Source organism: Leifsonia sp. NPDC058230 (assembly GCF_042882245.1).
Lineage (GTDB): Bacteria > Actinomycetota > Actinomycetes > Actinomycetales > Microbacteriaceae > Leifsonia.
Map to the genome: position 1 here is coordinate 403,953 of NZ_JBHVWM010000005.1, position 13,637 is coordinate 417,589.

General features: G+C 63.6%; 14 protein-coding genes. 9 read left to right on the forward strand and 5 right to left on the reverse strand.

What is annotated here, in order from left to right:
* Nucleotides 1–3: 3 nt before the first annotated feature.
* A complete protein-coding gene (locus ACFVV0_RS17965; RefSeq protein ID WP_387066183.1) occupies nucleotides 4–765 on the reverse strand; it encodes a FadR/GntR family transcriptional regulator in 762 nt (253 codons plus the stop codon).
* Nucleotides 766–958: 193 nt separating this feature from the next.
* Here ACFVV0_RS17965 and ACFVV0_RS17970 point away from each other — a divergent pair, with 193 nt between their 5' ends.
* Genes ACFVV0_RS17970 through ACFVV0_RS17995 form a run of 6 tightly spaced genes read left to right on the forward strand, consistent with a single transcriptional unit; the run spans nucleotide 959 to nucleotide 5,880 of the window.
* Entirely contained in the window at nucleotides 959–1,972 is a 1,014-nt protein-coding gene (locus ACFVV0_RS17970) for an ABC transporter permease (RefSeq protein WP_387066185.1), read from the forward strand.
* 8 nt (nucleotides 1,973–1,980) lie between these two features.
* Complete coding sequence (locus ACFVV0_RS17975; protein ID WP_387066187.1) at nucleotides 1,981–2,925, forward strand: carbohydrate ABC transporter permease; 945 nt, start codon at nucleotides 1,981–1,983, stop codon at nucleotides 2,923–2,925.
* Between the two features lie 46 nt (nucleotides 2,926–2,971).
* A complete protein-coding gene (locus ACFVV0_RS17980) occupies nucleotides 2,972–4,465 on the forward strand; it encodes an ABC transporter substrate-binding protein (protein ID WP_387066189.1) in 1,494 nt (497 codons plus the stop codon).
* A 46-nt stretch (nucleotides 4,466–4,511) separates the two neighbouring features.
* Entirely contained in the window at nucleotides 4,512–4,730 is a 219-nt protein-coding gene (gene tatA / locus ACFVV0_RS17985) for a twin-arginine translocase TatA/TatE family subunit (protein ID WP_387066192.1), read from the forward strand.
* Nucleotides 4,731–4,782: 52 nt separating this feature from the next.
* Nucleotides 4,783–5,541, forward strand: a complete 759-nt coding sequence (gene tatC / locus ACFVV0_RS17990; RefSeq protein ID WP_387066195.1) for a twin-arginine translocase subunit TatC — start codon at nucleotides 4,783–4,785, stop codon at nucleotides 5,539–5,541.
* 12 nt (nucleotides 5,542–5,553) lie between these two features.
* A complete protein-coding gene (locus tag ACFVV0_RS17995; RefSeq protein WP_387066198.1) occupies nucleotides 5,554–5,880 on the forward strand; it encodes a twin-arginine translocase TatA/TatE family subunit in 327 nt (108 codons plus the stop codon).
* Here ACFVV0_RS17995 and ACFVV0_RS18000 read toward each other — a convergent pair.
* Together ACFVV0_RS18000 and ACFVV0_RS18005 are read right to left on the reverse strand one after the other, a co-directional pair.
* A complete protein-coding gene (locus ACFVV0_RS18000; RefSeq protein ID WP_387066201.1) occupies nucleotides 5,877–6,419 on the reverse strand; it encodes a GNAT family N-acetyltransferase in 543 nt (180 codons plus the stop codon). The genes ACFVV0_RS17995 and ACFVV0_RS18000 overlap by 4 nt on opposite strands.
* Nucleotides 6,420–6,446: 27 nt before the next feature.
* Entirely contained in the window at nucleotides 6,447–6,884 is a 438-nt protein-coding gene (locus tag ACFVV0_RS18005) for a DUF805 domain-containing protein (protein WP_387066204.1), read from the reverse strand.
* Between the two features lie 377 nt (nucleotides 6,885–7,261).
* Here ACFVV0_RS18005 and ACFVV0_RS18010 point away from each other — a divergent pair, with 377 nt between their 5' ends.
* Together ACFVV0_RS18010 and ACFVV0_RS18015 are read left to right on the forward strand one after the other, a co-directional pair.
* Nucleotides 7,262–8,023: an SDR family oxidoreductase gene (locus ACFVV0_RS18010; RefSeq protein WP_387066207.1), complete on the forward strand. Its 762-nt coding sequence runs from the start codon at nucleotides 7,262–7,264 to the stop codon at nucleotides 8,021–8,023.
* A gap of 102 nt (nucleotides 8,024–8,125) precedes the next feature.
* Nucleotides 8,126–8,950, forward strand: coding sequence for an HNH endonuclease family protein (locus tag ACFVV0_RS18015; RefSeq protein WP_387066210.1), 825 nt, complete (start codon nucleotides 8,126–8,128; stop codon nucleotides 8,948–8,950).
* Between the two features lies 1 nt (nucleotide 8,951).
* On the opposite strand, the gene ACFVV0_RS18020 is transcribed toward ACFVV0_RS18015, so the two are convergent.
* Both ACFVV0_RS18020 and ACFVV0_RS18025 read right to left on the reverse strand, forming a co-directional pair.
* Nucleotides 8,952–9,407, reverse strand: coding sequence for a hypothetical protein (locus ACFVV0_RS18020; protein WP_387066212.1), 456 nt, complete (start codon nucleotides 9,405–9,407; stop codon nucleotides 8,952–8,954).
* A 178-nt stretch (nucleotides 9,408–9,585) separates the two neighbouring features.
* Entirely contained in the window at nucleotides 9,586–11,976 is a 2,391-nt protein-coding gene (locus ACFVV0_RS18025) for an ATP-binding cassette domain-containing protein (protein WP_387066214.1), read from the reverse strand.
* A gap of 287 nt (nucleotides 11,977–12,263) precedes the next feature.
* On the opposite strand from ACFVV0_RS18025, the gene ACFVV0_RS18030 reads away from it, so the two are divergent.
* On the forward strand, nucleotides 12,264–13,577 hold the full coding sequence (locus ACFVV0_RS18030; protein ID WP_387066217.1) for an ABC transporter substrate-binding protein: 1,314 nt from the start codon (nucleotides 12,264–12,266) through the stop codon (nucleotides 13,575–13,577).
* Nucleotides 13,578–13,637: the final 60 nt, after the last annotated feature.

Sequence of the window (13,637 nt, forward strand, 5' to 3'; positions counted from 1 at the left end):
GGTTCAAACGCGCTCCACCGGGATCGTGGAGCGCGTTTTCTCCCATGACGTGAGAATGTGCTGGCGCATTGCAGCGTAAGCGCCGTCGGCATCGCCGGAGAGGATCACGTCATGGATTCTGCGGTGCTCGTCGAGCGACGACCGCAAGCGTTCCGGATCGGTGACAGTCGCATTGATGACCGCCCACTCGTGGACCTTGTGGACGATGCGGGTGCCGAACAGATTGCCGGAGGCGCGCAGGATGATGTCGTGGAACTCGTGGTCGTACGTGACGAACGACGAGCCCACAGTGACGCTGTCCGCAAGCCGGCCGAGGGCCTCAGTGAGGTCGTCCTTGAATTCGTCGGTCATGCGCTGGGTGGCGATCCTGGCGAGTTCGGCCTCCATGGCGGCGCGCACGGTGACGAGTTGGTCGAGGGTGTCGAGAGTCCGGTCGAAGCGAACCTGCGCTGCGATGACAAGGGGGTCGAGGAGGTTCCACGACTCAATGCTCGTCACGATTGTTCCGCGTCCCTGATGAATCTTGATGAGACCCTTTTCCTCGAGCACGCGTAACGCCTCCCTCGCGACCGTGCGGCTCACGCCGTACTGTTCGCAGAGGTCGGACTCTTTGGGCAGCAAGCTACCGGCCGGGAACTCGCCAGAGGTGATCCGATCGACCAGCGCCTCGACGACTGCGGGGACGAGCTTCTGCGGTCGGTTGAGGCGATGATCGAGGCGGCCTGCACTCGCGGCGGGCGTGCGGTCATCTGTCTGGAGCGTCACAAGGGGCCTCCCGGCTGTCGTCGTCGCGGGCTGCGACGGGGGATCATTCTGTCTAGGATATCATTCGTCACAGAGTAGACATCATACCTTTGCGAGCTATACACTCCATTGAGCACGACCCGTTGGCACGACGACGTTTTGACGATTCTGTAAGGAACATTGTGGTCCCTCTCATCCCACTCGGCCCGCTCGCATGACGGTGGCGGCCGAGAAAACCACGGGCGCGCCAGAGGAGACGGCACCTCAGGTCCTGCGACCAACACCGCCGCGAGCAGGTCGGCGCCCCGGTAGCGTGCGGGTGCGCCTTTTCGGCAGGAGCCTCACGCTCTGGTGGATGGCGCTCCCCGCCCTGGCTGTCATCTTCGTATTCCAATACATTCCGATGGCCGGACTCCTCATCGCCTTTCAGAATTACAAGGCGTCGACCGGTCTGTTCGGAAGTCAATGGGTCGGGTTCAGCAACTTCGAGTACCTGTTCGCAACGAACGACGCGCTGCGGATCACAGTCAACACGGTGTTCATGAACTCGCTGTTCATTCTGGCCAATCTCGTGGTGGCGTTGCTGATCGCGATTCTGCTCAACGAAGTGCGAGACCGCTGGGCGTGGCTCGGCAAGTTCTACCAGTCGGTACTCTTCCTCCCGCACTTCTTCTCATGGGTGGTCGTGAGTTATTTCGCCCTGGCGTTCCTCGATCCTGCGAACGGCCTGATCAATCACCTGCTTGAATTCGTCGGGCTGCCGAAGGTCAATTGGTATGGCGAGCCGGGCTTCTGGCCCGCCATCCTCACGATCGTTTCCGTATGGAAGAACGTGGGCTTCTGGGTGATCGTATATACCGCCGGCATCCTGGCGATCAGTCCGGAACTCTACGAAGCCGCCCGTATCGATCGGGCGAGCAAATGGCAGCAGATCCGCCACATCACGATTCCCTCATTGATGCCACTGATCATCATCAACTTCCTGCTATCGGTCGGTGGCATCTTCCGCGCCGACTTCGGGCTGTTCTACATGGTGACGAACAACAGCACTCTCCTGTACCCCACCACCGACGTGATCGACACCTACGTGTATCGCTCGCTCACTTCACTCGGCGACGTCGGAATGGCGTCGGCTGCGGGCTTCTACCAGGCCATCGTCGGATTCGCACTCGTGATCATCGCCAATTGGCTGGTACGACGCAATGATCCCGACAGAGCACTCTTCTAGGAAGACAGATGACTCAGATACTCAATCCGCCTCCCACCGTCGCGCCCGCGAAACGGCGCAAGCGTACGCAGCGTGTCGCCGTTCCCGCCAAAGCGCCGACAGTCGGCCAGCTCATCATTCATTTCGGGCTGCTCTTGTGCGCCATGTCGTTCCTCACGCCGCTCGTGCTCGTGGTCTCCGCCTCGTTCTCCTCCGAGAAATCGATAGCCGACAACGGCTACGCACTCGTGCCTGGACAGTTCAGCACCCGCGCGTACCAATATCTGCTGACCGACCCGAGTCAGTTGATCCAGGCCTACGCGGTCTCGATATTCGTCACCTTCGTGGGCACGGCCTTCTCCGTTCTGATCATGGCGCTGCTCGGCTATGTGCTCTCGCGACGAGACTTCCGGCCGCGCCGAGGTTTGGCCTTCTATGTGCTCTTCACGATGCTTTTCAGTGGCGGACTCGTCCCGTCATACATCTTGATGACCCAGTATCTGCACCTTCAGAACAACATCCTGGCCCTCATGCTGCCGTACCTCGTCGTGCCATGGAATGTGCTCCTTCTGCGCACCTTCTTCATGCAGCTGCCGGTCGGTGTGATCGAGGCGGCGCGGGTCGACGGCGCTGGCGAATGGCGCACCTTCTTCCAGGTCGTCTTGCCCATGTCGACACCCGCGATCGCGACGATCGGCATGTTCACGATGCTCATGTACTGGAACGACTGGTGGCTCGGGCTGCTTTATATCAGCGACGCGAACCTCAGCCCCGTACAGCTGTGGCTGTACAAGATCATGTCGAACATCGACGCCTTCTCCACCAACCCCATGCTCGGCGGCGTCGGAGACACCCCCGTTCAGTCCCTTCGCATGGCAATCGCTGTTCTCGCAATCGGCCCGGTGATCATCGCTTTCGTCTTCTTGCAGAAGTACTTCGTACGCGGTCTGACCCTGGGCGGAGTGCGTGAATAGTCCGTTCGGCCCGCTCATCCCCATCCATCACAGCAAAGGAGCTCCAATGAAGGTACCTGTCTCGCGTCGCGCATTTCTCGGCGCCGGCCTGTCGACGGCGGCATTCGCCACACTAGCGCTGGCAGGATGCGCGCCGGCAACGACGAGCGTTGCCGCAAACGGCACCATCCGCTACCAGTTCTTCACTGGATCGGCACTCAAAGATGTCGGTTCGGTCGAGACCGCGATCAATGCGCTGCTCAAGAAGCGGGGCAAGAAGTTCACCGTCAAGCTCGAGCCGCTCGACAGCACCACCTATCGCCAACGCATGCCCCTCGACCTCGCGGCAGGAACAGCCGCCGACGTCTTCTTCACCGCTCCCTGGCTCAATGACTATTACAAGAACGTCTCCGACGGCAACCTGCTCGCCCTCGACAGCCTCCTGTCGAAGAGTGCCCCGACGCTCAAGAGCACGATGTCCGAGAGTTGGTGGAACGCGGTTCGGGTCAACGGCAAGGTCTATGGAGTGATCAACCAGCAGTTGTTCCCGAAAACGTGGGGGTTCGTAGCAAAGGGCGACCTCGCCGAGAAATACGGTCTCGATGCGTCGAAGATCACACGGTACGACCAACTCGGCCCCTTCCTTGCTGACGTGAAGAAGGGCGAGCCCGACGTGACGCCGCTCTACAGCGAAGTGAGCGGGTCGACCTTCTTCCGGTCGGAGATCTACGGCTGGGACGGTTCGCTGGAAACGTACGGCCTTGCCGTCAAGGCCGACGACAAGAATCTCAAAGTCTTCAACATGTTCGAGACGGACGAGTTCAAGGAGACCTGCGAGCTCATGCGCAAATGGGCCCGCGCCGGGTACACAGCGACGACGGCGCCTTCGGGTACCGACGCCAACTCGGCCTGGGCGAATGGCAAGATCGCTCTCCAATTCAACCAAGTGAATCGGGGAACGCCCTGGCCGTTCGATGTCGTGCAGAAGACTCTCGTCGATCCTCTGACCCTGTCGACGGCATCCGTCAATGCGACGATGACCGGGATCAATGCGGCGAGCAAGAATCCGCAAGCGGCGATCGAATGGATCGAGCTCCTCAATACCGACAAAGAGTTGTACAACCTGATCTGCTTCGGCATCGAAGGCAAGCACTGGGAGTTCATCGACAAATCCAAGGGGGTCGTTGGATTTCCGGCCGGGGTCACCGCCTCGACCAGTCCTTACAACCCGAACGAGGATTGGGCGTTCGGTAACCAGTTCAATGCGTACTACCGCACGCGAGAAGCGGCCGACGCTCAGCTCTGGAAACAGCAGGAGGGGCAGAACAGCTCGGCCGCGATCTCCACTCTCATGGGCTTCAACCTCGACACCACGTCGCTGAAGACGCAGATCGCGACAGTGACAGCGGCGATCGGTCAATACAAGCCGCAGAGCGTTCTCGGGCAGGTCGACCCGGCGACCGGGGTCCCCAACATGGTGAACCAGCTCAAAGCGGCCGGTATCGATGCGATCCAGAAAGAAGCGCAGAAGCAGATCGACGCATGGAAGAAGAACAGCTGACGCACTCTCTCGCGCAGCACCCGACACCTTCACAAAGGAGATCATCATGATCGGTGGACTAACAGGATGGCACCTGCTCATCATTCTGGCCGTTGTACTGCTTCTCTTCGGAGCTCCGAAGTTGCCGGCGCTCGCCAAGAGCGTCGGGCAGTCCATGCGCATATTCAAGGGCGAAGTGGACGAGCTGAAGAAGGGGCCGGCTGTGCCCGAGGCACGTAGCACGCCAACCCATGATGACGTGAGCGCGTCCGAGTCCAAGCCCTAGTCCGTTGACCACAGCGACGAGGCGAGCCCGCGGTAAGGGGCGTAACCGGAGCATGACGCTGGCTCAGCACTTCGCTGAGCTCCGGAGACGCCTTTATTGGGCAGCGCTGGCCCTTGTGGTCGGCTCGGCGGCAGGCTGGTTCGTATCCGATGTCGTGATGGACGCATTGCGGGTTCCCGTCATGCAGATCACTCAGACGCAAGGACGAACGGCGGCGCTCAACTACGACAGCATCACCGGCGCCTTCGACCTCAAAATGCAGATGGCACTGACGATCGGCGTGGTCGTATCCAGTCCGGTATGGCTCTACCAGTTGTGGGCATTCTTCGTGCCAGGCCTGACTCGCCGCGAACGCCGCTACGCCTTCGGCTTCTTCTTCAGTGCCGTTCCACTGTTCGCGGTGGGCGTGGTCAGCGGGTGGCTCCTCGTTCCCCACATCGTGACCCTCCTCACGGGCTTCGCATCCAATCAAGACAGCGCAATCATCGGTGCGAAGACCTATTTCGACTTCGTGATGAAGTTGGTCATCGCCGTCGGCATCGCGTTCGTCTTGCCGCTTTTCCTTGTTCTCCTCAACTTTGTCGGCGTGCTGAGCGCGAAATCGATTCTTTCGTCATGGCGGGTTGCGCTCATCGTCATCGCGATCTTTTGCGCTATCGCAACTCCGGCTGCCGACGTGCTTTCAATGTTCTTGCTCGCGGCGCCCATGGTGTCGCTGTACTTTGGCGCTGCCGGGGTCGCAGTTCTTCACGACAAACGTCTCAAGCGGGCCGAACTCCAGCCCACGTTCAGCGCCGGCACAATCGCCTAGGAGCATCCGCCCATGTTTGGACTGACCTTCGACAAACTCGTGCTCATCGGCGTCATCGCAGCCTTCCTTCTGGGGCCGAAACGCCTACCCGCGGCGGCCGCAACACTAGGCAGCTGGGTTCGTCGGATGCGCACGGTCACAGAGGACGCAAAGAACAGGCTCCGCGAAGAAGCGGGTCCAGAATTCGACGATATCGACTGGAAGAAGCTCGACCCGCGACAATACGATCCACGACGGATCATCCGCGAAGCCCTGCTCGAGGAGCATCCGACCCCATCGGAATCCACGGCTGCGGCGCCCACAGAACCACCCGAAGCGAATCGAAGTAGCCAGCCTTAGCCTCGGTTGGGTACGTGTGGAGGTGCGGCGGTGAACAGTTCGCACTCCGTGTCGTAGTAGCGAGTAGTGGGTCCTTCGTCTGTCATGCCGAGCCGCAGACAGATCCGATGCGACGCAAGGTTTTCGGGGTGGGCTACGGCGATGATCCGATCGAGACCGGACTCGAACCCGTGTTGCAATACGAGCTTCGCCGCAGCCGTCGCGTAGCCGTGACCCCACGCATCCGGGTGGAAATGCCAGCCGATCTCGATCTCGTCTGAGGGGCCTTGGGTACCGGAAAGCCGGATGCCCTGCAGCATGACCGTACCGACGAGCTCTCCTGTGGCAACTGCCTCGACAGCCCAATAGCCAAGAGTCGGGTCTTCGGTGCTGCGCAGGCGCCTGATCAATGCGTGAGCTTGTTCGGGGTCTTCCATGACCTTGGGTTCACGCCCGATGTACCTCTGAACCGCCCACCTCGAATAGAGGTCGTAGACGAACGCTGCATCCTCCGAGCGCCACGGGCGCAGAAACACGCAGTCCCCGGTCAATTCGTTCACCCTCCGAGCCTAGGGCGCTCTTCCGCTCTAAGGCTGGGCCGGCATAAGGGGGTCAGCTTCTGCGGCTGGACGGGAGGCCGCCGGGGCCCGTGCAACGTCGAAGCGTGCGCCGTCGGGGTCGGATGCTCCCGCGAGGTTGATCAGCAGCATTATCGGTCCGATCACCGGAATGAGGGCAAAGAAGAGCAGGCCGCCGGAACTGTTCACGTCGTGCAGTCGCCGCCAGGTGACCGCCAGCAGCGGCACGATCAGAGCGACAGCGTATCCAGTCGTGGCCAGCAACAGCACAAGCAATGCGATGCGGTAGGCCGCTTCGGGGAGCAACTGAAGCGGAAGCGGTAGCACGACGTTGCCGAGGAATAGCGGAAGGATGGCGACGAGGTACGCGAACCAGAACTCGGAGCGGCCTGCACGGCCTGAGAACGTCGCGTACTTCCGCCAGAAGCGCGACGCGGCCTGGTCCATCGTTGCATGCGCAAGTGGCTGATCAAGCGACGCTGCCACACGCTCTCTGTTCGGAACGTTCACGCTCGAACCCTAGCGCCTGCTTACCCCATTGGTACCCGCATCCCCGGCGACAAAGGGATCGAGGCGGGGTACCATCCACATTGGCTGAGACTGCTCTCCGACGTCGGCATCGAGCTCGCAGCCCCCGCGCCACGGACGCGGACCCGGCCCCACTGCGCAGGATTCGCTTGGATCGTCGCTCTTCCGCCGGTCGCGTCCGCACCGGAACACGCACGTTTCCACCCGTGACGGGTCGAACGAGTCCGACGTCGCATCACCGTCGGCGACCACGTCGACATCCACCAACAGAGAAACGACGAAAGGCAACGAGGACGATGACTGGAACACAGACAGGAAAGGTCGCGATCGTGACCGGCGGGGCGAAGAACCTCGGCAAGCTCTTCTCCACAGCGCTGGCTGAAGAAGGGGCGAATGTGGTGGTTCACTACAATTCGGCCGGCAGTGCGGACGACGCGGCAGCGACCGTTTCGGAGCTCGAGAAGCTCGGAGTGCAGGCCCTCGCCTATCAGGGCGACCTCACCACGGTCCCCGAGATCAAGAAGCTCGTGGATGCGACCATCGAGCGATTCGGACGCTGGGACATCCTGGTGAACACAGCCGGGTTGATCGTTCGGAAGCCGCTCGCCCAGACCACCGAGGAGGAGTACGACAACTCGTTCCTCATCAACGCGAAGATCCCGTTCTTCCTGATGGCGGAAGCGGACGGCCGCATGTCCGACAACGGACGGATCATCAACATGGTCACGACCCAGCTGGCGTTCACGGCTCCGACGTATGCCGCATACACCGGTAGCAAGTCGCCCGTCGAGCAGTTCACGAAAGCGTTCGCGAAGGAGGTCGGCGGGCGTGGCATCACGGTCAACTCGATCGCCCCCGGACCGCAGAAGACCAAGTTCTTCTACGACGCCGAGAACGACCAGACGATCGCCTGGCTGAAAGGCCTCACCATCAGCGGCGACATCGGCGACCCCGAGGACGTCGTGCCCGTCATGCGGTTCCTCGCATCACCGGATGCGCGATGGGTGACCGCGCAGACCATCTACGTGAACGGCGGGATGATCGCACCGATCAACTGACACCACGGTCGGGTCGGCAGGTGGTGACGGCCGAAGGCGGGTTCGGGCAGTGACCTGGAGTGGGAGCCGCGTCCGCCATCCGTTTGCTGAGAGACTCTCGACGTGCCCGCGCCAAAGCCTCCTGCCGCTCCTCGACCGACAATTCGTCATCGCACTGGATGGGGGAAGGGCCCCACCCGAACGAAACGACTCGCGATCGCGGGCCTCGGCGTGCTCGCCGGAGGGGTCGTCGCGACGCTGGTGAGCGGTGCCGTCTTCGGTGCGATCAACTCGAACCCGGCGACGCCGGTCTCAGCATCGCCGACCATTTCGGCGTCGGTCCCGGTCGCCGGCAGCTCGGCAACGCAGGGCGGGGCGCTCGACCTCCTCGAAACGCTGCCGGTGAAAGGACGGGCACCGAAGACCGGCTACGACCGAGTTGCACAGTTCGGCACGGCGTGGCTGGACGTCGACCGCAACGGCTGCGACACCCGCAACGACATCCTCGCGCGGGACCTTCACCCGGCCGTGAAGTCCGGCGTATGCAGGGTGACGGCGGGCACGCTCGACGACCCGTACACCGGCAAGACGATCGCCTTCGTCCGTGGCAGTGCAACGTCGGCCGCGGTGCAGATCGACCATGTCGTCCCCCTCCTGAACGCGTGGGAGACGGGTGCGCAACAGTTGACGCAGGCGCAGCGCGTGGCGCTGGCGAACGATCCGATGAACCTGTTCGCAGTCGACGGACCGACGAACGGCAAGAAGGGCGCAGGTGACGCAGCGACCTGGCTGCCGCCCGAAAAGGGCTTCCGTTGCACGTACGTTGCACGACAGGTCTCGGTCAAAGCCACCTACGGGTTGTGGGTCACCCGGGCCGAGCACGATGCGATCGAACGGATTCTGGCGAGCTGCGCGAGCGAGCCCGCGATCACGTCGACGCTGCCGTGACCTACCAGCGAACCTTGTCGCCGACCACCGAGCCCAGCTCTCCGAGCGAGCAGCACTCGTAGAGTCCCGCGAACCATCCGCCTCGCCCGCGCGAGTCGAGGAGCGGCTTGAGGGTGACCACCGGGCCCGCGGGTTCGGAGAGTTGCGGCCAGTCCCGGCCGAGGAGGAGGGTCACGTCGGCCTGCACCTCACGGAGCACGGCGGCGGCGGCACGATCGAGCTGGTGCTCCTCCACCTGGAACGAGCGATCCCCGAACCGTGCGAACAGGGGAGCGCCGCTCACCCGGGGATTCGCGTTGCGGGCGAGTTGCTTCGCTTTCGTCGTGGTGCCCGTGCGCGATCGTCCGTCGTAGAGGATGAGGTCGGGCACGACGACGCTGAGTCGCGATGTGTCCTTCCTCACCACGTCGACGATCGCCATGAGCTCACTCCGTTGGAAGCCGCGTTCATTGCTCATGAGTGAATTCTCATCCAGCGGGGAGGACTCGCGACCGACCCTTGCGGCATTCGAACGTCGGGAGCGCGTTCCGTAACGGGATCCGAACGGGACCCCCCGTTGCGAGCCGATCCGGGGGCTACAGTCGCATGCTTCTCGAAGCTCGGATTCACGGTCCGGCCCCAGGAAGGGTGACCGGTCAGGCGCCGACGTACGCCGCGAGGTGCTCGCCGGTGAGGGTGGAGCGGGCTGCGACGAGGTCGGCGGGTGTTCCCTCGAAGACGACCAGCCCGCCGTCGTGGCCGGCGCCGGGGCCGAGGTCGATGATCCAGTCGGCGTGCGCCATGACGGCCTGGTGGTGCTCGATGACGATCACCGATTTTCCGGCGTCGACGAGCCGGTCGAGCAGGCCGAGCAGGTTCTCGACGTCGGCGAGGTGCAGGCCGGTGGTCGGCTCGTCGAGGATGTACACGCCGCCCTTCTCGGCCAGGTGGGTGGCCAGCTTGAGGCGCTGCCTCTCGCCTCCGGACAGGGTGGTGAGCGGCTGGCCCAGGCTGACGTAGCCGAGGCCGACGTCGGCGAGCCGACTGAGGATGGCGTGCGCGGCCGGGATGTGCGCCTCACCGCTGCGGAAGAACGCCTCGGCCTCCTCCACCGACATCGCGAGCACCTCGCTGATGTCCCGCCCGCCGAGGTGGTACTCCAGCACCGAGGCGTCGAAGCGCTTCCCCTCGCACACCTCGCACGTCGTCGCGGCGGTGGCCATCATCCCGAGGTCGGTGTAGATGACGCCTGCGCCGTTGCAGTTCGGGCATGCGCCCTCGGAGTTGGCGCTGAACAGTGCCGGCTTCACACCGTTGGCCTTCGCGAAGGCCTTGCGGATCGGCTCGAGGAGGCCGGTGTACGTCGCGGGGTTGCTGCGCCGTGAGCCACGGATCGCGCCCTGGTCGACCGAGACCACGCCCGCGTCGGTGGGGATCGACCCGTTCACGAGCGAGCTCTTTCCCGAGCCGGCGACACCAGTGACCACCACGAGCACCCCGAGCGGGATGTCGACGTCGACGTCGCGCAGGTTGTTGGCCGTCGCCCCGCGGATCGAGAGGCTTCCGGTCGCCGTGCGCACCGCATCCTTGACCGCCGCCCTGTCGTCGAGATGACGGCCGGTGAGCGTCTCGCTGGAGCGGAGCCCGTCGACCGTGCCCTCGAAGCAGACCGTGCCGCCGGCCGCACCGGCTCCCGGACCGAGGTCGACGACGTGGTCGGCGATCGCGATCGCCTCGGGCTTGTGCTCCACGACGAGCACCGTGTTGCCCTTGTCCCTGAGCTGCAGCAGCAGCTTGTTCATGCGCTCGATGTCGTGCGGGTGCAGTCCGATCGTCGGCTCATCGAAGACGTACGTGACGTCGGTGAGCGAGGAGCCCAGGTGCCGGATCATCTTGGTGCGCTGAGCCTCTCCGCCCGACAGGGTGCCGGCCGGGCGATCGAGTGAGAGGTATCCCAGCCCGATCTCCACGAACGATTCGAGGGTCTCTCGCAGGGCGGTCAGCAACGGTGCCACCGTCGGCTCGTCGAGGCCGCGAACCCATTCGGCCAGGTCGCTGATCTGCATCGAGCACGCGTCGGCGATGTTGACGCCGTCGATCCGGGATGAGCGGGCACCCTCGTTGAGCCGGGTCCCGCCGCAGTCGGGGCAGGTCGTGAACGTGACCGCGCGGTCCACGAAAGCGCGGATGTGCGGTTGCATGGCCTCGCGGTCCTTGGAGAGGAAGGACTTCTGCACCTTGGGGATCAGCCCCTCATAGGTCAGGTTGATGTCGCCGACCTTCACCTTGACCGGCTCCCGGTAAAGGAAGTCGTGCAGTTCCTTCTCGGTGTAGTCGCGGATCGGCTTGTCGGCGTCGAGGAACCCCGACCCGGTGAAGATGCGCACACCCCACCCGTCCGCGGTGTATCCGGGGATGGTCATCGCACCCTCGTTCAGCGACTTGGTGTCGTCGTACAGCTGGGTGAGGTCGATGTCGTTCACCTTGCCCATGCCCTCGCACCGCGGGCACATGCCGCCGGTGAGCGTGAAGCTGCGACGCTCTTTCACGGTCTTCCCGCCGCGCTCGATCGTGACCGCGCCGGCCCCGCTCACCGACGGGACGTTGAAGGCGAAGGCCTGGGGCGATCCGATCTGCGGCTGCCCGAGCCGGCTGAAGACGATCCGCAGCATGGCGTTGGCGTCGGTGGCCGTGCCGACGGTGGAGCGGGAGTTGGCGCCCATCCGCTCCTGGTCCACGATGATCGCCGTTGTCAGCCCTTCGAGCACGTCTACATCGGGCCGGGCGAGGTTCGGCATGAAGCCCTGCACGAAGGCGCTGTACGTCTCGTTGATCATCCGCTGCGACTCGGCGGCGATCGTGCCGAACACGAGCGAGCTCTTCCCCGAGCCCGACACCCCGGTGAAGACGGTGAGGCGGCGTTTCGGGAGCTCGAGGCTGATGTCTTTGAGGTTGTTCTCGCGGGCGCCCTGCACCCTGATCACGTCGTGGCTGTCGCCGATGTGCCGTGCGGGCGACTCCGTCGTGGTGCTCGTGGCGGTACTCATCTGCGTCTCCATCTTTCGCGCGGTGGTCACCTGATCTAGGGTGCCATCTCGCGCCGGAGTTGCCTAGGCGACCTGCCTCCGGCCGGTGGGTGCGCACGCGCGTTCGGCAGAGCAGCGATGATAGAGCGGCGGCCGGCGGTGCTGGCGTCCGAATTTGAAATGATTCACCGATTTTCTCTAGACAAGGAGGCGATGAAGGTTCTAGAGTGACAAACCAGTTGAAACATTTCAACTCTCGGCAGCACGATCACACACCTGCAATTGAGTCACGCGAAGGAGCTTGACAAATGCATCGCACAGTAAAGCGGGGCGCCACCGTTCTTGCGGCCATCGCCCTGGCAGCAGCCGCCCTCACCGGATGCTCGTCCTCGGCGCCGGCCGCGGACGCCCCGGTGTCGCTGACCTGGTGGGGCTGGAACGCCTTCAACAAGGATCAGGTGATCAAGGACTTCCAGGCAGCGAACCCGAAGATCAAGGTCACCTACAAGCAGTACGCCTACAACGACTACGTCACCGCCCTGCGTCCCGGACTCTCCTCCAACAAGGGACCGGACGTCTTCCAGGTGCAGCCCGGCGACCTCGTCACGAACTTCGGCCCGCTCGCCGTTCCCGTGGAGGATCGGGTCGCCAAAGACCTCGGCGACGACTGGGCGAGCAAATTCAACCAGGAGGGCCTCAGCCAGCTCCAGTTCGAGAAGAAGCAGGTGGCTCTTCCGGCGTACATGTCGGCTGCCGGCCTCATCTACTACAACAAGAAGATCCTCGACCAGTACGGACTCAGCGTGCCCACGGACTTCGCTGAGTGGAAGACGGTCTGCGAGACGCTGAAGGCCAACAACGTCGGCTGCCTCGCACACGGCGCCAAAGACGCCTGGGTCAACACCGACGTCTTCCTCGCGCTGATCAACAGCATCGCCCCCGGCAAGGTCTACGACGCGATCGATGGAAAGACCTCGTGGACCGACCCCGAGTTCGTGAAGGCGATGGACGCCTGGTCCGAGCTGTTCACCAGCGGCATCATCGGTTCGGGCGCCACGGCGGCGACCGAGTATCCGGATGCGCAGACCACCTTCATGGAGGACAAGGCCGCGTTCATCGCGCTGGGCACCTGGAACACTCCCGCGACGATGACGAAGACCGGCCAGGTCGACGCCCAGAAGACCGTGACGAAGAAGATCGACGGGCTGTTCCTGTCCGCGCCCTTCCCGGCGCCGGTCACGGGAGACGACCCCACGAAGCTGTTCGGCGGACCGGACAACGGCTTCGCGGTCTCGGCCAAATCGTCGAAGCAGGATGCGGCGTTCAAGTTCCTCGAATTCCTCACCGCTGGTGGCGGCCAGAAGATCCAGGCGGCCGGCGGGAACATCCCGGCGATCACCTCCGTCAAGGTGGCGACCACCGACGTGATCGACCCCAGCCAGGTCGCTGACATCGAGGGCCAGCAGGAGGCGCTCGCCGATCTGGTCGGCGCGCGTCAGATCCCGTACAGCGATCTGACGACGGCTCTCGGGGATGCGCTCTCCGCAGTGGCGGCGGGCACATCGTCTCCCGCGGATGCACTGAAGCAGGTCGAATCGGCGTCGAAGTCGGTCAGCCGGTAGAAAGAGCTGGCGAACACGGCGGGGGTGGGCTCGGAGCCCGCCCCCGCCCTGGTCACCGCA